16 protein-coding genes are annotated in these 19,209 nt (G+C 75.2%); 4 read left to right on the forward strand and 12 right to left on the reverse strand.

All coding sequences use genetic code 11. The features are described from left to right. Positions 1 to 25: 25 nt before the first annotated feature. The gene (locus ACLWS4_RS12610) at positions 26 to 718 is read left to right on the forward strand and encodes a hypothetical protein (RefSeq protein WP_049657869.1); all 693 of its coding nucleotides are present in this window, start codon (positions 26 to 28) and stop codon (positions 716 to 718) included. 44 nt (positions 719 to 762) lie between these two features. Here the strand turns inward: ACLWS4_RS12610 and ACLWS4_RS12615 are convergent, their stop codons facing one another. From ACLWS4_RS12615 to ACLWS4_RS12660, 10 genes are all read right to left on the reverse strand, one after another. Next, positions 763 to 1,167 carry a globin gene (locus ACLWS4_RS12615; protein WP_049657871.1) on the reverse strand — a complete coding sequence of 135 codons (405 nt, stop codon included), beginning with the start codon at positions 1,165 to 1,167 and terminating at the stop codon, positions 763 to 765. 120 nt (positions 1,168 to 1,287) lie between these two features. Next, a complete protein-coding gene (locus tag ACLWS4_RS12620; RefSeq protein ID WP_079272765.1) occupies positions 1,288 to 2,424 on the reverse strand; it encodes an ABC transporter permease in 1,137 nt (378 codons plus the stop codon). Further along, a complete protein-coding gene (locus ACLWS4_RS12625) occupies positions 2,421 to 3,338 on the reverse strand; it encodes an ABC transporter ATP-binding protein (RefSeq protein ID WP_049657872.1) in 918 nt (305 codons plus the stop codon). Before ACLWS4_RS12625 ends, ACLWS4_RS12620 begins: the two co-directional genes overlap by 4 nt. A gap of 201 nt (positions 3,339 to 3,539) precedes the next feature. Beyond that, complete coding sequence (locus tag ACLWS4_RS12630; protein WP_416874150.1) at positions 3,540 to 4,853, reverse strand: FHA domain-containing protein; 1,314 nt, start codon at positions 4,851 to 4,853, stop codon at positions 3,540 to 3,542. Between the two features lie 73 nt (positions 4,854 to 4,926). Further along, on the reverse strand, positions 4,927 to 6,282 hold the full coding sequence (locus ACLWS4_RS12635; RefSeq protein ID WP_049660919.1) for a vWA domain-containing protein: 1,356 nt from the start codon (positions 6,280 to 6,282) through the stop codon (positions 4,927 to 4,929). A gap of 110 nt (positions 6,283 to 6,392) precedes the next feature. After that, on the reverse strand, positions 6,393 to 7,703 hold the full coding sequence (locus tag ACLWS4_RS12640; protein ID WP_117489804.1) for a PP2C family serine/threonine-protein phosphatase: 1,311 nt from the start codon (positions 7,701 to 7,703) through the stop codon (positions 6,393 to 6,395). 3 nt (positions 7,704 to 7,706) lie between these two features. Beyond that, positions 7,707 to 10,280, reverse strand: coding sequence for a tetratricopeptide repeat protein (locus ACLWS4_RS12645; protein ID WP_416874151.1), 2,574 nt, complete (start codon positions 10,278 to 10,280; stop codon positions 7,707 to 7,709). A 5-nt stretch (positions 10,281 to 10,285) separates the two neighbouring features. Then, the gene (locus ACLWS4_RS12650) at positions 10,286 to 11,647 is read right to left on the reverse strand and encodes a hypothetical protein (protein ID WP_234348701.1); all 1,362 of its coding nucleotides are present in this window, start codon (positions 11,645 to 11,647) and stop codon (positions 10,286 to 10,288) included. Between the two features lie 293 nt (positions 11,648 to 11,940). Then, positions 11,941 to 12,927 carry a glutamate ABC transporter substrate-binding protein gene (locus tag ACLWS4_RS12655; protein ID WP_416874152.1) on the reverse strand — a complete coding sequence of 329 codons (987 nt, stop codon included), beginning with the start codon at positions 12,925 to 12,927 and terminating at the stop codon, positions 11,941 to 11,943. Positions 12,928 to 12,949: 22 nt separating this feature from the next. After that, positions 12,950 to 14,491: a hypothetical protein gene (locus tag ACLWS4_RS12660; RefSeq protein ID WP_387826134.1), complete on the reverse strand. Its 1,542-nt coding sequence runs from the start codon at positions 14,489 to 14,491 to the stop codon at positions 12,950 to 12,952. Positions 14,492 to 14,851: 360 nt separating this feature from the next. On the opposite strand from ACLWS4_RS12660, the gene ACLWS4_RS12665 reads away from it, so the two are divergent. After that, positions 14,852 to 15,427, forward strand: coding sequence for a nucleosidase (locus ACLWS4_RS12665; protein WP_049649370.1), 576 nt, complete (start codon positions 14,852 to 14,854; stop codon positions 15,425 to 15,427). Between the two features lie 107 nt (positions 15,428 to 15,534). On the opposite strand, the gene ACLWS4_RS12670 is transcribed toward ACLWS4_RS12665, so the two are convergent. Then, complete coding sequence (locus ACLWS4_RS12670; protein WP_416874153.1) at positions 15,535 to 16,467, reverse strand: sigma-70 family RNA polymerase sigma factor; 933 nt, start codon at positions 16,465 to 16,467, stop codon at positions 15,535 to 15,537. Between the two features lie 103 nt (positions 16,468 to 16,570). Between ACLWS4_RS12670 and ACLWS4_RS12675 the strand changes: the two genes are divergently transcribed. After that, positions 16,571 to 17,353, forward strand: a complete 783-nt coding sequence (locus ACLWS4_RS12675) for an SDR family oxidoreductase (RefSeq protein ID WP_375873176.1) — start codon at positions 16,571 to 16,573, stop codon at positions 17,351 to 17,353. Positions 17,354 to 17,578: 225 nt separating this feature from the next. Here the strand turns inward: ACLWS4_RS12675 and ACLWS4_RS12680 are convergent, their stop codons facing one another. Beyond that, positions 17,579 to 18,229, reverse strand: coding sequence for a cysteine hydrolase family protein (locus ACLWS4_RS12680; protein ID WP_310593173.1), 651 nt, complete (start codon positions 18,227 to 18,229; stop codon positions 17,579 to 17,581). A gap of 15 nt (positions 18,230 to 18,244) precedes the next feature. Here ACLWS4_RS12680 and ACLWS4_RS12685 point away from each other — a divergent pair, with 15 nt between their 5' ends. Continuing rightward, on the forward strand, positions 18,245 to 19,207 hold the full coding sequence (locus ACLWS4_RS12685; RefSeq protein WP_416874154.1) for a GlxA family transcriptional regulator: 963 nt from the start codon (positions 18,245 to 18,247) through the stop codon (positions 19,205 to 19,207). The last annotated feature ends 2 nt before the right edge of the window (positions 19,208 to 19,209 follow it).

The raw sequence follows: 19,209 nt of genomic DNA on the forward strand, positions 1-19,209 counted from the left end.
ACCCGACGATTCGAGCTGAACCACTGTGACCATCACCGCCCGTCTCGCCCTGACCGACACCGGGGAGGCCGCCGACCTCTCCGCCTTCCTGCTGCGCCTGCTGCGCTTCGACCGGGCGGCGGCCGTCCGGATCCAGGCGGTGGGCCCGGGCGAGGGGGACGGCGTGCTGGCGGTCTTCGGACGGCTGCCGCTGGGCGACTCGGGCGTGCTGGCGATCCGCACGGCCCGGCTGGACGGTCTGGACGAGCCGGTGGACCTGACCGTCTCCGCGGGCCAGCTACTGGACGGCGTGGACGCAGCTTCGGGCGCCGTCGCGCTGCCCGCGCCGGTGACCGGTCCGGCCTGGGCCGGGCTGCTGCCGCCGCGCACCGGCTGGCGCCCGGTCGGCACCCCGCCGGCGGCCGAGGTGTGCCGCGAACTGATGGCGGCGGTCGGGGAGTTCCGCGAGCGCAGCGAGGCCGTCCCGGAGCACCACCGCACCCGCGCGGTGCTGGACCGGCTGGCGGACGAGGTGTGGTCCCGTCCGGTCTCGGTGCTGCCGGAGCTGCCGCTGCGCGCCGTGCACGCCTCGTACCGGATCGGCTTCCTGAGCCCCGAGGCGCCGCTCTCGGTGCACCGGGCGGGCGGCTGGCTGCGGTTGAGCTCCCCGGTGGGCTCGGTGGTGGTGCGGACCGCGGCCGCGCCGGGCGCGGGGCTGGGCCTCAGCCCGCTCCGGTAACAGCGGTCCGGGCCAGTCCCGCCCCGCCGAGGAGCGCTCCGGGCTCAGCCCGGGGTGTTGATCATCGAGGCGGCGGCGTAGACCAGGTACTCGAGCAGCTGCTGCTCGTGCTCGGCCGGCAGCTCCAGGTCCGCGACGGCCGCCCGCATGTGGGTGAGCCAGGCGTCGTGCGCGGCTTTGTCGACCTTGAACGGCGCGTGCCGCATCCGCAGCCGCGGGTGGCCGCGCCGCTCGCTGTAGGTGCGCGGGCCGCCCCAGTACTGCATCAGGAAGAGGGCCATCCGCTCCTCGGCGGGCCCGAGGTCCTCCTCGGGGTACATCGGCCGCAGCAACTCGTCCTCGGCGATGCCTTCGTAGAACCGGTGGGCCAGCCGCCGGAAGGTCGGCTCACCGCCGACCTGGTCGTAGAAGGTCTCCTCGCTCAACGTGCCTCGCCGGATCTCTCTCACCCGACCATGGTCGCAGACGCCGACGGGGTCGTACACCGGGACCAAAGGCGTACGACCCCGTCGGGAGGGGACCGGCGGACGTCGGCGCGGACGTCGGCGTAGCAGATCAGCGCCGGACGGTCAGTCCTCCCAGCGGAACAGCTTCCAGGAGATGCCGGTCAGCACGGCCGCGAAGAGCAGCAGGCCGCCCATGGTCGGCACGGCGTCCATGACGCCGCCGCCGCGGGTGAGCACCGACTGGGCGGATTCGACCAGGTAGTGCAGCGGCATGACCTTGGAGACGGCCTTCAGCCACTCCGGGGCGCCGTCCAGCGGGAAGAACGAGCCGGACAGGAAGGACATCGGCAGCACGATGATCTGCGAGATGCCGTTGGCCGCCTCCTCGGTCTTGGCGACCGAGCCGGCCAGCAGGCCGATCGACATGAAGGCGAGCGTCGCGCAGGCCACCAGCGGGATGACCAGCCACCAGTTGCCGGTGAGTTTCAGCCCGAAGAAGCCGGTCGCGACCACCAGGAAGACGGCGGTCTGCAGGAACGCGGTCAGCAGCGAGACCAGGATCCGGGAGCTGATCACGGTTCCGGCGCTGAGCGGGGCCAGCCGCAGCCGGCGCAGCACCTTGGTCTTGCGCCAGTTGACCAGGGTCAGCGCGGCACCGAACACCGCGCCGGTGGCGACGGCCCAGCCGAGCAGTCCGGGGGTGAGGAACTGGATCGGCTTGAGCGACTTGTCCTCGACCTGCTGGGAGTCCAGCACGAAGGCCGGCTTCTGCCCGGTGGCGGCCTGGTTGGCGCTCTGGACCACCGAGTTGAGGATGCCCTGGAGCGCGCCGGCCCGGACCTGGTCGGCGGCGGTGTAGCGCAGCTCGACCGTGCCGTTCGGGCCCTGCTTGATCAGCGCGTCGTAGTCGCCCTTGCGGACCTTCTCCAGCGTGCCGGCCTCGTCGTCGGTCTTCGTGATGGTGAGGACCTTGTCCAGCCCGGCCCGGTCCTCGCCCTGGATCGAGTCGAACAGCTTCACCGCGCCGACCTGCGCCACCTTGGCGTGCGGGCTGCCGGAGCCCTTGGTCACGGAGCCGAAGAAGACCAGGAACACCAGCGGGAACAGCAGGATGAAGAAGGCCGCGGTGCGGTCGCGCTTCATCCCGAGCAGCATGGCGCGGGACAGGCTCCAGAACGCGCTGACCCGCTCCCGCTCGCCGGCGGCCGGGCCGCCGCGCCGGGCGGGGGCCTGCGGCTCGGTGGGGGTGGTGGCGGTCATGCGCGGAACTCCCGTCCGGTCAGCTGGAGGAAGACGTCCTCCAGGGTGGCGCCGCGCACTTCCAGGCCGCGCAGCGCGTTCTGCTCGGCGAGGACGCTGAGCACCGGAGCCGGGAGGCGGGTGGAGACGGAGAGCGAGACGCTGTCGTCCTCCAGGGTGGCGATCTCCGCGCCGGCCGCGGTCAGCAGCTCCCGGGCGCGCTCGAGCGGGAGCTGGCCGGAGGCCACGCTGATCCGGACGGTGTCGTCGATCTCGCGGATCAGCGCCGCCGGGGCGCCGGTGTGCAGGATCTTGCCGTGGTCCATGATCGAGACCCGGTCGCAGAGCACCTCGGCCTCGTCCAGGTAGTGCGTGGTCAGCACGACCGTTCGGCCCTCGGCGTTGATGTCCCGCAGGAGGTCCCAGAGGTTGCGCCGGGCCTGCGGGTCCAGCCCGGTGGTGGGCTCGTCCAGGAAGACGAGCTCCGGGTCGTGGGCCAGCGCGCAGGCGATCGACAGGCGCTGGGCCTGGCCGCCGGACATCTGGTCGGTCAGGGTCTCGGCCTTGTCCGAGAGGCCGACCCGCTCCAGCATCGCGTCGGCCCGCTTGGGGCCGACCCCGTAGAACGACGCGAAGGTGCGGATGGTCTCCCGGGCCGTCAGTTTCCGGAAGAAAGCGGAGGCCTGGAACTGCACGCCGATTCGCGGCAGCAGTTTCGGATTTCGCGGCCAGGGCGCCATGCCCAGCAGCTCGACCCGGCCCTCGTCCGGTTTCCGGACGCCCTCCAGGATCTCCATCGTGGTGGTCTTCCCGGCGCCGTTCGGGCCCAGGATCCCGTAGAACTCGCCGGCCTCGACGGTGAACGACACCCCGTCGACGGCCTGCACATCCCCGTACCGCTGGCGGATGCCGTCAGCGGATATAGCAGCAGTCATGTGGCCTGAGCCTAGGGGCAGGGAAGGCTCCGGCGCACGCCTGCGGCAGCGAATTTGCGGATATTTTGAGGATGGTCCAAACAAATCCGGGCCGGGCGGATGTCGAATTCCGCCCGGCCCGGCCGGAGTTGTCACCGACGTGTGGTCAGGTAACGATTTGACGGGTTTTCAGTCGGAGAATCCCCTCCGACCGACGGCCGGTCAGCCGCGGTGCACGGTGATGGTGGTCCAGGCGCCGATGTGGATCCGGTCGCCGTCGTTCAGCGGTACCGCGGTGTGCGGCGGGACGGGCTCCGCGCCGCCGTTCATGGTGGTGCCGTTGGTCGAGTCCTGGTCCACCAGGACCCAGCTGCCGTCCGCCTGTTCGGCGAGCAGCGCGTGCTGGTGCGAGGCGCCCGGGTCCTCCGGCGGGACGGACAGGTCGATCTCCGGCACCGTGCCGCGGTGCTGGCTGCGCCGCCCGATCCGCAGCTGGCCGCGGCCGGTCAGCGGGATCCGGCGCTCGGGGCAGTACGGCGGGAAGAACAGGCCGGCCGCCTCGGGGCCGCTGCGGGCCATCATGTCGGTGAAGTAGTCCCGGTCGGCCGAGACCACGGCGATCCAGTTGGTCCGCACCGGCTCGGCCGGGGCGGTCTCCTGGGGCTGCTGGGGGACGGGCGGGGCCAGGTTGAACGAGGTGCCGAAGTCGCCGCCGCGGTTGTTCGGGCCGGGGCCGGTCGGCTGGGCGTACACCGGGCCGGAGTCCTCGCGCACCGAGGTGTCGGGGAACGCGCCCTCGGGCGGCGGGTAGCCGTAGGTGTGCTGGTGCGCCGGGGCCTGGGGCTGCTGAGGGACGGGCGGGGCGACGGCCTGCTGGGCCGCCGGTGGCTGGCCGAGCGGGGACTGCCCGAGCGGCTGCTGGCCGAACGGCGGTTGGCCGTGCGGGGGTTGTCCCGCCGGGGCGTGGCCGTGCGGCGGCTGACCGGCCTGGGCGTGGCCGTGCTGGGCCTGCTGCGGCGGGGGGCCGCCGTAGGAGGCCGGGATGTTCAGCGGCGGCTGCTGCTGCGGCTGTTGCTGCTGTTGCTGTGCCGCGCCGGGCACCTGGCGGCGCGAGGGCGTGGAGAGCTCGTAGTCGTAGCCGCACTCCTCGCAGAACCGTCCGGTCTGCGGGCTGCGGCAGATCGGGCAGACGGCCAGGCCCGCGGTGAGGCCCTGCGGTCCGGCCTGCGGCGGGACGGCCCCGTGCGGGGGTACGGCCCCGTGCCGGCCCGGGGGCACCAGGCCGGGCGGCGGCAGGGGTGCCCCGTGCGGCGGGACGGCCCCCGGCGGCATCGGCGGCGGAGGCGGCGGCGCGCCGAAGGAGGCGCCGCCGTACCCCGGGTGTCCGGAGTGCGCACCGGGCGCGGGCTCGCCCCCGTGCGCCCCCGGGTAGCCTCCGTGCGCCCCCGGCGCAGGGGCCGGCGGAGTCATCGGGAAGCCGCAGAAGTCGCACCAGTCCTCGGCCTGCGACTCGTGGCCCCTCGGGCAGATCGGCATCAGGTCCCCCTCGTTTCGGGCCGGCTCCGTGCGGCGTCGCGCCGGGGTGCCGGCCCGGTCACGTCTTCAGCGGTCACTTCTTCACACGTACCGTCTTGGTCGACCGGGTCTCAAGGGTCATCGAGTCGGCCTCGCTCACGTTCTTACGGAACCGAACCGTACCCTCCTTCGGGTCCACCACGTCCACCACCTTCTGGAGCAGCTTGTAGGTGCCCTCGTTCCCGGTCGCGTGGGCGATCCGGACGGCGGCGCCCAGCTTGGCGGTCGCCCGGTCGACGTCCCCGGCCCGGTGGGCCTCCAGGCCCTCCTGGATGGAGGAGGCGAGCTCGGCCTGCCCGGTGTAGTGGGCGACCTGCGGGCTGATCCGGGTGGAGGAGGCCAGGTCGTCGGTCCAGACCGCCTTGACCAGGCCCTGGGTGAGCACCTCGGGGGTGCCGCCGGCGACCTGCTCGGGCAGCACCAGGCTGATCCGGGCGGCCAGCATCTCGTTGCCGACCGAGGCGGCCGGCACCTCGACGCAGACGTGGTAGTCGCGGCTCTCGTCGCCCCAGGAGCCGGTGGGGTAGTCGCCGGCCCGGGGGCCGGCCTCGGTGCGGCGGGAGCTCAGGTCCTCGACCGCGGGGGCGACCTGCTTGACGAACCGGACCCTGGCGTTGGCCGGGGTCCAGATCCGCAGCGCGACGTCGGCGACCTGCTTGCCCATCGCGCCGGCCATCATCGAGCGGAAGTCCTCGGCCAGGCCGGAGGGCTCGGCGACGATGTCGGTGGTGCCGAGCAGCGCCGAGGAGATGCGGCGCAGCTCGTCGATCCGCCAGTCGGTGCCCACGCCGCGGCAGTCGGCGGTGAAGTGGCCGGTCACCCGTTCGACGGTGCGGGCCAGGTCCTCGGCCGACTCGTGCTCGTTGTTGCCGTCGGTGAGCAGGACGGCGTGCCGGATGGCGATGTCGCGGCGGGTGAGGAAGAGCTGGTCGGCCTTGGCCAGCCAGGTGCCCATCGCGGTGCCGCCGGCCGCGGTGAGCCGGCGCAGCGACTCCTTGGCCTGCGCGCGGGTGGTGGCGGAGGCGGTGGCGAGGGTGCCGTCGCCGGGGTAGATGTCGCGGGCCTCGTGGGTGCCGGCGACGACGGCGAAGGCGGTGCCGTCGCGCAGCGCGTCGATGGCGGCGGCGGTGGCCTCGCGGGCGCCGTTGATCTTGGTCTTGGGGTAGTCCATCGAGCCCGAGCAGTCCACCAGGACGACCACGGCCGCCGCGGTGCCGGCGCCCGCCGCGGTGGCGTCGGCGAAGCCGAGGGGCCGGCCGCCCGAGGTGCCGCCGCCGGTCGCCGTGACGGTGACGATGGCGTTGACCTCGCGGGCGCCGTCGGCCAGGTACTCGTTCTGGAAGATCTCCACGTTGAACCTGGGCAGGTTCGGCTTCGCCAGTGTTGCCATGGGGCGGTCGGCTCCCGTCGGGTGAGGGGTGGACGTGCTCAGGACGGTGGGGCGGCCCGCCGGGCGGGGCCGGCGGGCCGTGCCGCCGGAGCGTCCGGCGGGTGGTCGGGTCAGGCCGTCGGCGGGTGCGGCGGCTGCGGCGGGACGGGCGGAACGGCGGGCGCGGTCGGCGGGACGGACGGCGCCGGGGGGACCGGGGGTACGGGCGGGGCCGGGGGCAGCGGGGCGGCGGCGGAGCCGATCACCGGGAGGTCCGGCAGGGTCGGCTCGTAGTCCTCGTCCTCCTCCGGGGCCGGCCGGGCGGCCGCACGCGGAGCGATCACCGGCAGGTCGAACGCGGTGGGGGTCTCCTCGGCCGCCTCGAGGGCGGCGGCCGGCGGGTCGATCGGCAGCACGGCGACGGTGATGTTGTCGTGGCCGCCGGCCGCGACCGCGAACTTCACCAGGGTCTGCGCCGTGGCGAGCGGTTCGGTGCGGGCGTCCGGGCGCACGTAGTACGCCAGGTCGGTGGCCGCCTCGGCGTAGTTCCACAGCCCGTCGGTGCAGATCAGCACCACCCCGGGGACGTGCGGGGTGAAGTCGAGGGTGTGCGGCACGACCTCCTCGGCGTCGGCGCCGAGCCAGCCGGTGATCGCGTGCGCGCGGGGGTCGGCGTAGGCCTCGGCCTCGCTCATCAGCCCGGCCTCGACCATCCGGGCCGCCCAGGAGTCGTCCTGGGTGAGCCGGAACGGCTCGGCGGCGGCGCGGTCGTCCGGGATCCAGTACGCCCGGGTGTCGCCGACCCACCCGATGGTGACCCGGCCGCCCGCGGCTATCGCGCTGACGAAGGTGCAGGCGGGCGCGTTGAGGTCGGGCCGGGTGGGGCCGGCGCCGTCGGTGGCGAGGCCGGCGACCGCGTCGGCGGCGTCGGCGACGGCCTGGCGCATCGCCGAGTTCGGGTCCCGGCCGGCCTCCAGGGCGGTCAGCAGCGACTCGGAGGCGGCGTCCACGGCGGTCTCCGAGGCCTCGTCCGGGCGGTCGGAGGAGGAGACGCCGTCGCACACCACGGCGACCACGACCGGCTCGCCGCCGGGCAGCGAGGTCGCGGCGACGGTGAAGGAGTCCTCGTTGCGGTGGTGGCGCACGCCGCGGTCGCTGACCCCGGCGACGCCCCCGAGCGCCTTCTCCATGTGGTCGCGCGGGCGCGGCTGGGCGCTGCCGCAGCCCTCGCAGTAGCCGTCCGGGGCGACCTGCGGCTGCCCGCAGTGCACGCAGACCTGCCCGCGCGGCGACGGTACGGCCTCGCCGCGGGCGGCGGCCCAGCTCGTGGGCATCGAGCCGGGGGCCGCCCGGCCGTCCCGGCCGGTCCCGCAGGAGCCGCAGTAGGCGTCCTCCTGGTCCATCGGCTCCGAACAGCTCGGGCACTCGGTCTGCTGCGGCATCTGCTACACCCACGTCCTGGGACGGGCACGGTTGGCCCGTTCCACCATCTCGATCCTGGTCTCCGCCCGGTCGGCCAACCGGGCGAGTACCCGGTAGGACTGTTCCAGGGCGAAGCGCAGTTCCCGCTCCTGTGCGGGACGTCCCAGTACCACCAGGTCGGTGGTGCGCCGGCCGGCCGCCTCCTCGGCGCCGACCCAGCCGAGGGCCGTGTCGAGCACCTCGACGGCGAGCTCCTCGCGGCGGCGGGCGTCCAGCCGCAGCGCGGTCAGCTGGGCGGAGCTCGCGCCGAGGTCGGCGGCCAGGTCGTCGGTGGTCCGGCGCTCGCGCAGCCGGGCCCGGACGGCGGCGATCCGGGCGGCGGTGTAGTGGCTGGAGGTGGCCGGGACGGTCTCCAGGACGCGGACCGCGGCGGTCCGGTCCTCCTCGGCCAGCCGGACCCGGGCCAGCCCGAAGGCGGCGCTCAGGTAGGCGTGGTCGGTGGCCCACACCAGCCGGTAGAACTCGGCCGCGTCGCCGCCGTCGCCGAGCAGCTCGGCGCAGATGGCGAGGGCCAGCTTGGGGGCGGCCTCGCCGGGGAAGGCGTCGTAGACGGCGTCGAAGGCCTCCGCGGCGGCCCGGAGGGCGGTGGAGGAGCCGTCGACGAGGGCGGTCAGCCCGCGGTACCAGACCACCCGCCAGTCGTCCGGCTGGTCCCGTTCCAGCTCGGTGAGGCGGTTCACGGCGTCGTCGTGGCGGCCGAGTTCGAGCAGGGCGCGCAGTTCGCGCAGCCGGCTCTCGACCGAGACGGCGGGCGCGGCGGCCAGTGCGGCGAGCGTCTCCTCGGGGTCGGGGGTGACCAGGACGGCGAGGAAGCCCGCGTTCGGGTCGCCGGGGTCGACCCGGGGGACGGGCAGCGCGAGGGCGGCGGCGGCCGGGTCCAGGGGGGCCACCCGGAGCTGCCCGGCCTGTTCGGTGGGCAGGACCAACTCGGTGTCCACGACGCGCAGTTCGGGGCCGAACAGGGTGGAGGGCGCGGGCCGGGGCCGGTCGTCCTGGAGGGCCAGGACCTCCCGCAGCACGCCGGTGAGCTGGTCGGCCATCTCCTCGGCGGAGGCGAAGCGGCGGGCCGGGTCCGGGTCGGTGGCGCGGACCAGGAAGCGGTAGTACGACTCGTACCTGGCGAAGACCTCGACCTGTTCCGGGCCGGGCAGCGAGTCGCGGTAGGTGCCGCTGTAGCCCTGGAAGTCGAAGGTGAGCACCGCGAGGGTGCGGGCCACGGTGTACAGGTCGGAGGCGACGGAGGGGCCGTCGGTGGCGATCTCCGGGGCCTGGTAGCCGATGGTGCCGTAGATCGGGCCGTCGTCGTCGAAGCGGCGGACCGCGCCCATGTCTATGACCTTGAGCGTGTCGCCGCTCTGGATCACGTTGTCGATCTTGAAGTCGCAGTACACCAGGCCCCGGCCGTGCAGGTAGCCCAGGGCCGGCAGCGCCTCCAGCGCGTACGCGATCCCCTGCTCGACGGGCAGCGGTTCGCGCCGGCCGTCCGCGGTGCGGCGCTCGTTGGCGATGTCCTTGAGCGACTTCCCGCCGACGTACTCCATCACGATGTAGCCGTCGGTGGAGCCGGTGCGCAGGTCCGGGTGCTCGGCGAAGTTGATGATCCGGACGATGTTCGGGTGGTCCACCTCGGCCAGGAAGCGCCGCTCGGCGACGGCCGCCGCGAGCGCGTCCTCGTCCCCGGTGTCCAGCAGGCCCTTGAGCACCACCCACTTGTCGTGGACCCGTCGGTCCACCGCCAGGTAGATCCAGCCGAGCCCGCCGTGCGCCAGGCAGCCCACCACCTCGTACTGCCCGCCGACCAGGTCGCCGCGGCGCAGCTTGGGCGTGAACGAGTACGGCGTGCCGCACTTGGTGCAGAAGCCGTCCGGGCGGCCGGGGCGGCCGTTCTTCTCCCGGCCGACCGGGGTCTCGCACTTGGAGCAGAACCGCTTGCGCTCGGGCACCTCGGGGTCGGCCAGCACCGCCTGGGACGGGTCGGCCGCCTCGACGGTCGGCACGGTGACCAGGCCGGCGCCCAGCCGGTTGCGGGTGCCGGCGGTGGAGCCGCCCCGGGTGGAGCGGACCGAGAGGGAGCGGCTGCTGCCGGTGCGGGTCGAGCGGTGCGAGCGGGAGCGGCCGGACATCGAGCGGGCCGAGCCGGTGCGGACCGACAGCGAGCGGGCCGAGCCGTCGTGGCCGGAGCCGCGGCCGGAGCCGTTCCGGCCGGGGCCGGGGGAGACCCGGGCGGAGGGGACGTGGGGCTGGGTGACGCCGGTGTCGCCGCCGGGCGGGGTCAGGCCGCACTCGTCGCAGTAGCCGTCCGGGTCGATGGTGCCGGAGCAGTCGCGCGGGCAGGGCGCGCCGGGGCCGGCGGCCGTCGGTGCCCCCGCCGCCGGTGCCCCCGCTGTCCCCGTCGCCCCCGCGCCCGGTGCCTCCGCCGCCGCTCCGGTCGTCGCGGTGGTCCCGCCCGCCGGGGCGAGCCCGCACTCGTCGCAGTAGCCGTCGGCGTCGATCCTGCCGCTGCCGGAGCACTCCGGCCGTTCGCACGTCCCGCCCATCACCCTCAGCCCCCCTGGACCTGTCCGTCGGCCGGCTCCTGGCCGGCCGCCTCCTGTGCCTGCCCGGCCTCGGTCTGGGCCGGGCGCAGCGACTGCTGGAACCGGGCCACCGCGGCGGCCGCCGCCCGCAGGTCGCAGGGCGCGCTCCACAGCAGCCAGCGCGCCTTCTCGTACCGTTCGATCACTTCCGGGTCCTCGGAGACCCGCAGCCGGGCCGCCATCGCCTTGTAGGCGTCCAGCCGGCCGCGCAGCTCGGCCCGGACGGCCAGCGGCTGGGTCACCTCGGTGAGCGACTGCCGGGCCCGGCCCAGCTCCTTGGCGGCGGCGTCCTCCAGCGTGTCCAGCAGCGGCGCCAGCCGGCCCCACTGCCCGGCCTGGCGCAGGTCCAGGGCCGCGACGATCCGTTCGCGCAGCGCCGAGGCCGGTCCGGGCACCGCCGGGACGTCGCTGGACGCTATCTTCGCCAGCACCTCGCCGCGCGCCCGGCGGGCCTCGGCCAGGGTGGCGTCGGCCCGCTGGAGGAGGTCGCCGACGCCCTGGAGGCGCTCCTCGGCCTCGTCACGCAGCCGCAGCAGGTCCTCCAGCTCCAGCCGGACGCCGTCCAGCGCCCGCCCGGCCCGGTCGAACCGCTCGGTGTCGACCACCCCGGCGGGGCCGGCGAAGGCCGAGCCCTCCGGGACGGTGCCGCGCTGGGCGGGCACCCGGGCCGGGCGCCACAGCGCCAGCGGGTCCCCGTGGACCTCGGCGCGCAGCCCGGTGAGGTCCTGCTCGATCCCGGCCAGGTCGTCGCCCAGCGGGTGGCTCCCGGTGCGCACGCCGAGCGAGGCGGCGAGGGTGCGCACCCGCTGGAGCTCGGCCAGCAGCAGGTCGATCCGGGCGGGCAGCGCCGACCAGACCGCGTCGGCGGCGCTGACCACCTCCAGCACGGTGGCGTACCAGGAGTTCATCCGGACCATCAGCGCGTCCAGGCTGATCCGCTCGACCAGCCTGGCCGGCGCGCCGAGCACCTGCGGGCCGTCCGGCACCACCCCGCCGGGGACGGTCACCGCGTCGCCGGTCAGCAGTTCGCTCAGTTCGGCCAGTTCGGGCGCGCCGGGCTTGGCCTTGCGGGCCCGGACGGCGCGCGCCGAGGCCAGCGCCTCGGAGTAGCGGTCGAACAGCGCCCAGAGCAGGGGCAGGCCCTTGCCGGCGACGGACCAGCGCTCCAGGGTGCGTCCGGACAGCTCGGCGCCGTCCAGCAGCCGCAGGCCCGAGTGGTCCTGGAGGGCGAGCAGCGCCGACTCGACCGCGTCCCGCTCCGCGCCGAGGCGGGCGAGCGCGCGGTCGACCTCCTCCCGGTTCAGTACCGGGCCAGCCGATGCCGCCACCGCGGTGTCCTTCCTTCCTCGCGTGCGATCCCGACGTGCCTGACGTTCCTGACGTACCTGACGTGCTGGACGTACCGGACGTGCGGTCCCACGACAACCCCCGTGTCCACCACCGGTCTCCCCGTGGTGATCGTCCCGAACCCTAGCCGGTGGCCGTTCGGGCGGAGCGGGCGCGGGGCGTCAAGGCACCGTCAACGCCCCGCTGACGGCCCGCGCGCTACCTCCCCCGCGCCGTCCCCCGCGTCGCCCCCGGACCGGCCCGGGGTGGACCCCGGGGCGGCCCCGACGCCGGCTCAGCGGGTGCCCGGCCAGTAGCGGTCGGCCTCGTTGAGCATGTACGGCTTGAGCCAGTGCTCGTACGAACGGGCCCAGTCGCCGCGCGCGTAGTAGTCGGCCAGGACCTGGTTGACGCGGGCGGTCAGGTCGGTGCTGTCCTTCAGCATGGCGACGCCGACCACCTCCGGCTGGGCCTCGCCGTCCACGATCCGCACGGTCTGGTCCTGCGCGGCCTGACCGGCCGCCAGGCCGTTGTCGGTCATGGTCGCGTCGACCTTGCCGAGCTGCATCAGGACCAGGCAGTCCAGCTGGTTCTCCACCGTGACGACCTGCCGGGCGGTCTTCTTCTCCGTGACCACGGTCAGCGCGGTGGAGCCGGCGGCGGCGCAGACCCGCTGGTCCTTGACGGCGTCGTCGATGTTCTTCGCCGGCGAGGCCGTCGGCACCAGGACGCGCTGGGTGATGTTGAAGTACGGCTTGGAGAAGGCGACGTCCTCCATCCGCTTGCAGTTGATCGTCATGGTGCGGACGATCAGGTCGACCCGGCCCTTCTTGATGGCGTCGATCCGGTCGGCCGTGGCCACCGGCTTGAGCACCACCTTCTCCGGGTCGCCCATGACGGCCGCGCCGATCGCCCGGGCGAGGTCGATGTCGAAGCCCTCGATCTGGCCGGTGTTCGGGTTGCGGGCGCCCCAGCGGTAGCTGTTCTGGTCCACGCCGATCACCAGGCTGCGCCTGGCCTTGATGGCCTTCACGGCCGGGCCGTCGTCGGTGCTCGGCGGCACGCTCTTCGTGACGTCGCAGCCGTCGGCCTGCTCCTGCTGGTCCTGCTTCGTCCGGTGCACGGCCGCCGGCGCGGCGCCGACCGGGCCGCCCCCGGCGAGCACGGCCGCGCCGGCCGCCAGCAGGGCCACCGCGACGGCGGGCCTGGTCCTCCTCCCGGAACCGCCGGAACCGCCGGAACCGCTGGAACCGCTGAAGCTCCTGAAACCCCTGGTGCGCATCGGTCGCTCTCCCCCTTGCCCGTTACCGGTACTCGGCCAGTCGCCGGCCCAGGCCGCGCAGCGCGGCGGCCGCGGCCACCAGACCGAGCAGCGCGGCGGCGACGGCGGCGGTGCGCAGGTCCCCGCCGGTGCCCTCGGCGGCCTGCTTGAAGCGGTCCTGCTCGATGTCGGCGGCCTGGGCGAGCGCCTTGTCGGTGGCGTTGAAGGAGGCGTCGGCGGTGGCCGCGTCGCCCTTGGCCGTCACGGTGGCCTCCAGTGCGCCCTGGTAGTCGGCCTCGAACACCTCCCGCTTCCGGGCCTCGTCGTGCCGTTTGCGCCACTCGTCGAACTGCTTGGCGGCCTCCCGGACGCCCGGCTGGGCGGCCGAGGGGGCCAGGCGGAGGGCCTCCGGCAGCGAGCCGGCGGACCGGTCCGCCGGGACGTCGGTGGTTCCGGCGAGGTCTCCGACGGCCTTCGTCCACTGGTCGGCGTACTTGGTGGTCGAGCCGCGGGCGACGAAGTGGAGGTTCTCCGCCAGCCGGGCGGTCAGCACGTCCGCCCGGGCGGTGTTGAGCGCCTTCAGCGGGGCCGCGCCCTCGTGGACGCTCCGCTTGAGCGCCGCGCTGGTGGTCAGACCGGTGACGGCCAGCCACAGCCCGCCGGCCAGGACGGCGGCGGTGGCGCCCAGCAGCCCGATGTTGAACACCCGGTTGGTGCGGCGGAACAGCGTGAGCTGCACCCAGGCCAGTGCGGCCAGGGTGACCAGCGCCAGGCCGTACGCCCCCCACGGCACCGCCTTGGCCTCGGCGTAGTCGTCGGCCAGCTCCTGGTTCTCGGCCGCGGCCAGTTCGGCGGCGGCCGGCAGCAGCACGGTCTGCATCTGCTCGGAGGCGTACCGCAGGTAGGCGCCGCCGAGCGGGATGCCCTGCCGGTTGTCGGCCCGCGCGGTCTCCACCAGGCCGGCGTAGGCGGGGAGTTGCTGGTTCAGCCGGGAGAGCGAGCCCTGGGCGGGCGAGGTCGCGGTGGTCCGGGCGGCGGCCTGGGCGATCAGCTTGGCGGCGGTGGCGATGTCCTGCTCGTAGCGGGTGCGGACGGCGTCGGGCTCGGCGCCGGCCAGCAGGAAGCCGCTCGCCGCGGTGGTGGCGGCGTCGGCCAGGCTGCGGTGGATCTCGGCGGCGTCCCGGCTGAGCGGCTGGCTGTACGAGACCACCCGGTCGGCGGCCTGCGCCCTGGTCTCCAGCTGCCAGGCGGTGAGCCCGCCGAAGGCGACGGTGAGCACCGCGAGCACCACGCCGGCCAGTCGCAGCCGCCCTGGGGGCGTGCGGGTGGCCTGTGCGAGCCGGGCGCGCACGCCGGTGGCGACGGCCGCCGGAGGGCGCTTCTCGGGCGCCCCACCGGGTCTGGCCGCTGGGGGCGCCCCGCCGGACTTCGCGAGCGGTGCTGATCCGGGGACGGCCGGTGCCCCCGGTGCGGCCGCCGCCACCGGCACGGCCGTCGCCACCGCGGCGCCCGGCGCCCCCGGCAGCTGGTTCGGCCGTGCCGGGAACGCGGCGCCGGACGCGCCGTTGCCTACTGGTGTTGCCACCCGCCTCATCCTCCCCTGGGGCCGGGCCCGTCCCCGGGGCCCGACCGATGGCAGCAGTATGGCCGTGACTCCCCCCGACCACACCTGACTTGCGCCGATCTTGAGCATGTCGTGCACGTCCCCCGGACGGCCCGTGGCACCGGCGCGGCCGGTGCCGTCGGCGCGGCCCGTACGGTCCGTACGGTCCGTACGGTTCGTGCCGCTCCCGCCGGTCGTCTCCTGCCGGTCGTCCCGAGAGGTGGCGAACCGTCCGACGCGGGCCGCACCCTACGCGGTTCCCCCGGCCGGGCGGAGCGCGGGGGTCCGGTTGCGGGCGGGCTTTCCCGGGTGCGGCGACCCCTCGCTCCGTACGATGGAGGTATGCGCCTGCTTGGAACGATCTCGCCCGACCGTCCGCTGCTCGTCGTCGCCGTGCGCGAGGAGGCCGCCCACCTGGACGACCGCCTGCCCGTGCTGCTCACCGGGATAGGGAAGGTCAACGCCGCCGTCGCGCTGGCCACCGTCCTCGCGCAGGGCGAGAAGCCGTCCGAGGTGATCAACCTCGGTACGGCCGGCGCGCTGCGCCCCGGCTGGGAGGGCACCCACCACGTGGTCCAGGTGATCCAGCACGACCTCGACACCGCCGCCCTGCACGCGCTCACCGGGCGTGAGTACGGGGCCCCGCTGGTGATCGGCAAGGGCGACGGCCCGGTGCTGGCCACCGGCGACCTCTTCGTCTCCGACACGGACGCCCGCGACCGGCTCGCCGAGCACGCCGACCTGGTGGACATGGAGGGCTACGCCGTCGCCACCGTCGCCCACCGCGCCGGGCTGCCGGTGCGGCTGGTCAAGCACGTCAGCGACCAGGCCGGGGACGGTGCGGAGCACAGCTGGAAGGAGGCGGTGGACGACTGCGCCCGGAAGCTGGCCGACTGGGTGGTCGCGCAGGGCTGGTGACGTCGCCTCAGGGGCTGGTCAGGGTGGCGCGGTGACCGGGGGGAACGCAGGGCCGACCGGGCTTGACCGGGGAGGGCGCGGCCGCCCTCCCCGCCCCGCCTCCCGGGTCAGCCGTTCCGGAAGTCGGTGAGGTCCAGGCCCGCCAGCCGCTGCGGGTCGGTGAGCACGTCGATCGCGACGATCGCGCCGTCCACCACGGTGAACGCCATGACCGACAGCGGCCGGCCGTTGTCGCCGATGACCACCGCGCCCGCGGTGCCGTTGACCAGCGCCGGGCGGGCGAACGGGGACAGCGTGCCCCACAGGACGGCCTGGCCGGCCACCGTGCCGGCGCCCGAGAGCACCACGGTGTGCCGGGCCAGCAGCGCGCCGCCGTCCGAGCGCAGCACCACGTCCGGGTCGAGCACGGCGAGCAGCGCGTCCAGGTCGCCGTTGCGGGCGGCGGCGAAGAACGCGTCCACGGCCGCCCGCTGCCGGCCGAGGTCCGGGTCGGGCGCGGGCGCCTGCCCCTGCACCTTGCGGCGGGCCCGGCTGGCCAGCTGGCGGGTGGCGGCGGCGGTCTTCTCGATCAGCGGGGCGATCTCCTCGAACGGCACCGCGAACAGGTCGTGCAGCACGAAGGCGACCCGCTCGGCCGGTGACAGCGACTCCATCACCACCATCAGCGCCAGCCCGACCGAGTCCGCGAGCATCACCTCCTGCTCCGGGTCCACCACGCCCTCGCGCCGCAGCAGCGGGTCCGGGATGCGCGGCGGGCCCGGCTCGCCGCCCGGCCCGGCGGGCTCCAGCGGCTCCTCGCGGCGCTGGGCGCGGGTGCGCAGCAGGTTCAGGCAGACCCGGGAGACCACCGTGGTCAGCCAGCCGCCGAGGTTGTCCACCCCGGCGGTGTCGGTGCGGTCGTAGCGGAGCCAGGCCTCCTGGAGGGCGTCCTCGGCCTCGCTGATCGAGCCGAGCATCCGGTACGCGACCGCGCGCAGGTGCGGGCGGTGCTCCTCGAAGAGCGCGGTCCGGGCGGATTCCCCGTCCACCTTCTCGTCCACGTGTCACATTCCTTCGTCGCCGGGGGTCAGGGCAGCAGGAGTCACCCAACAACGGCCGCGGCGGGGAGATCAACTCCCCTCCCGGGACGAATCGGAGACGGTCATGACGAAGAACACGGTGCTGGTCACCGGAGGTACCGGGACCCTGGGCCGGCAGGTGGTCCCGCTGCTGCGCGCGGCCGGGCTGCCGGTGCGGGTGCTCAGCCGGCGGGAGCGCCCGGACGCCGACGGCGTCGCGTACGTGCGCGGCGACCTGCTCGGCGACCCGGCGACGGCGGCCGCCCGGCTGGACGGGGCGCTGGCGGGCGTGGACACGGTGCTGCACCTGGCGGGCGGCCCCAAGGGCGACGACGTCGCCACCCGGCTGCTGGTCGCCGCCGCCCGGCGGGCCGGGGTGCGGCACCTGGTGTACATCTCGGTGATCGGCGCGGACCGGCTGCCGCTCGGCTACTTCCGGGCCAAGCACGCCGCCGAGCGGGCGGTGGCCGAATCGGGCCTGCCGTACACGGTCCTGCGGGCCGCGCAGTTCCACGACCTGGCGTTCACGGTGGCGGAGAAGACGGCCCGGCTGCCGCTCGTCCCGGCCCCCGGCGGGGTCCGCTGGCAGCCCGTGGACGTGCGGGAAGTCGCCGCCCGGCTGGTGGAGTTGGCGCTGGGCGAGCCGGCCGGGGCGGTGCCCGACCTGGCCGGTCCGACGGTGTACGCGATGGAGGAGCTGACCCGCGGCTACCTCGCGGCGCGCGGCCGCAGCCGCCGGCGGCTGCCGCTCCGGGTGCCGGGCAAGGTCGGGCGCGCGTACCGGGCGGGGGAGAACCTGGCCCCGGCGGGCGCCGACCACGGGCGGCGGACCTGGGAGGAGTACCTGGCGGAGCGGCTGGCGGCCTGACGGCTGCCCCGTCGTGGTCCGGGGGTGGCCGCCGTGCCGCTCCTCGACGCCGTCCGCGCCGACTCCGCCGCCGCGCTCGGGCTCAGCGGCCCCCCGGCCGCCGCGCTCGGGCCCGACGTCCCCCGGCCTTCGGGGCCCTGGCGCGGCTGCGGGAGCTCGCGCTGGGCCCCGGGGCGTCGTACGTGCTGCTCAACGCCGAGGAGGGCGACGCCTACGAGCCGCTGTTCAGGCCCGGGCGGCTCCGGTGACGTCCTCGGTGGTCACCACCTTGGCGAAGCGCATCGCATGCAGGGTGGCGGCCGTGGCGCGGGCGAGGTCGGCGGCCGGGATGGTGGTGCCGTCCGGGCCGGCCATGTCGAAGGAGTGCATGGCGTCGGTGGGGAAGATCGCGTCGTAGCCGAGGTTGCCGGCCATCCGGGCGGTGGTCTCGCAGCACACGTTGGTGATGATCCCGGTGACCACCACCTGCCGGGCGCCGCGCTCCTGCAGCCAGGCGTGCAGGTCGGGGGTGCCGTAGAAGGCGCTGTTGACGGTCTTGGTGACGTGCAGCGCCGGGGTGAGCCCGGCGACGAAGTCCTTCAGGTCGTGCCCCGGGGTGCCCCCGGCCAGCGGCGTGCCCGGGCCGTCGTGCTGCACGGTGACGATCGGGCGGTCGGTGTCCTGCCAGGCGGTGATCAGCTCGGCCATCCGCTGCTCGGCCTGCGGGTTGTCGCGGGGGCCGAAGGCGGGGGCCTCGAAGCCCTTCTGGACGTCGATGAGCAGCAGGACGGCGTCGGGGTCGAGGGCGAGGGGGGCGTCGAAGGCGTCGAGGTTCGTCATGCCGTCCATGGTGGTCGGCGGTACCGGGGAGGCGTGATGGGCGGAGATGCCGACCATCGATAGATTCCTGCCATGCGTACGGTGGGTTGCCTGATCTTCGACGGTGTCCGGGCCTTCGACTACGCCGTGATCGGCGAGGTGTGGGCGAACCGGGCCATCCGGCCCGGCCAGCCCCTCTTCGACCTGCGGGTCTGCGGGCCGGAGGGCGCCCGGGTGCGGCTGGGCGGCGGGCTGGAGCGGCTCCCCGACCACGCCCTGGGCGCGCTCACCGACTGCGACCTGGTGGTGGTGCCGGGCGTCGAGGACCCGGGGGCCCGGCACGCCCCGGAGGTCCTGGGCGCCCTGCGGGCCGTCGCCGCGGCGGGCGTCCCGATCGCCTCGCTCTGCGCGGGCGCCTTCGTCCTCGCCGAGGCCGGCCTGCTGGACGGCCGCGAGGCCACCACCCACTGGGCGCTCGCCCCCGAACTCGCCCGCCGCTTCCCGGCGGTGACGGTCCGGCCCGAGGTTCTCTTCACCGGCGGCGACGGCCTGTGGACCTCGGCCGGCGTCGCGGCGGGCATCGACCTCTGCCTGCACCTCGTCCGCACCGCCCACGGCCAGCGGGCCGCCGCCACCATCGCCCGCGCCATGGTCACCGCGCCCTTCCGGGCGGGCGGCCAGAACCAGTTCCTGCCCTCCCCGGTCCCGGACGCGGCCGTCGGCGACGACCCGCTGGCCCGCCTCCGCGCCGAGGTCCTGGCCTCCCTCGACACCCCCTGGACGGTGCGCCGGATGGCCGCCGCCGCCCTGATGTCCGAACGCACCTTCGCCCGCCGCTTCACCGCCACCACCGGCACCACCCCGATGCGCTGGCTCCTCGACCAGCGCGTCCTCACCGCCCAGCGCCTCCTGGAGGAGACCGACCTGCCCGTCGACACCGTCGCCACCCACTGCGGCTTCGCCTCCGCGGTCTCCCTGCGGCCGGTCTTCGTGGACCGGGTCGGCGTCGCCCCCCGCGAGTACCGCCGGGCCTTTCGCGGCCGCGAGGAGGGCTGAGC

Origin of the sequence: Kitasatospora sp. SC0581 (assembly GCF_048159585.1) — a bacterium.
In the GTDB taxonomy this organism is placed as follows: Bacteria; Actinomycetota; Actinomycetes; order Streptomycetales; family Streptomycetaceae; genus Kitasatospora.

What these genes read in the sequence shown, in the direction of transcription:
- ACLWS4_RS12675 (WP_375873176.1), top strand. Translation starts at nt 16,571, where the DNA reads ATGACGAAGAACACGGTGCTGGTCACCGGAGGTACCGGGACCCTGGGC.
- ACLWS4_RS12685 (WP_416874154.1), top strand. Translation starts at nt 18,245, where the DNA reads ATGCGTACGGTGGGTTGCCTGATCTTCGACGGTGTCCGGGCCTTCGAC.
- ACLWS4_RS12620 (WP_079272765.1), bottom strand. Translation starts at nt 2,424, where the DNA reads ATGACCGCCACCACCCCCACCGAGCCGCAGGCCCCCGCCCGGCGCGGC.
- ACLWS4_RS12665 (WP_049649370.1), top strand. Translation starts at nt 14,852, where the DNA reads ATGCGCCTGCTTGGAACGATCTCGCCCGACCGTCCGCTGCTCGTCGTC.
- ACLWS4_RS12625 (WP_049657872.1), bottom strand. Translation starts at nt 3,338, where the DNA reads ATGACTGCTGCTATATCCGCTGACGGCATCCGCCAGCGGTACGGGGAT.
- ACLWS4_RS12630 (WP_416874150.1), bottom strand. Translation starts at nt 4,853, where the DNA reads ATGCCGATCTGCCCGAGGGGCCACGAGTCGCAGGCCGAGGACTGGTGC.
- ACLWS4_RS12640 (WP_117489804.1), bottom strand. Translation starts at nt 7,703, where the DNA reads ATGCCGCAGCAGACCGAGTGCCCGAGCTGTTCGGAGCCGATGGACCAG.
- ACLWS4_RS12680 (WP_310593173.1), bottom strand. Translation starts at nt 18,229, where the DNA reads ATGGTCGGCATCTCCGCCCATCACGCCTCCCCGGTACCGCCGACCACC.
- ACLWS4_RS12635 (WP_049660919.1), bottom strand. Translation starts at nt 6,282, where the DNA reads ATGGCAACACTGGCGAAGCCGAACCTGCCCAGGTTCAACGTGGAGATC.
- ACLWS4_RS12655 (WP_416874152.1), bottom strand. Translation starts at nt 12,927, where the DNA reads ATGCGCACCAGGGGTTTCAGGAGCTTCAGCGGTTCCAGCGGTTCCGGC.
- ACLWS4_RS12645 (WP_416874151.1), bottom strand. Translation starts at nt 10,280, where the DNA reads ATGGGCGGGACGTGCGAACGGCCGGAGTGCTCCGGCAGCGGCAGGATC.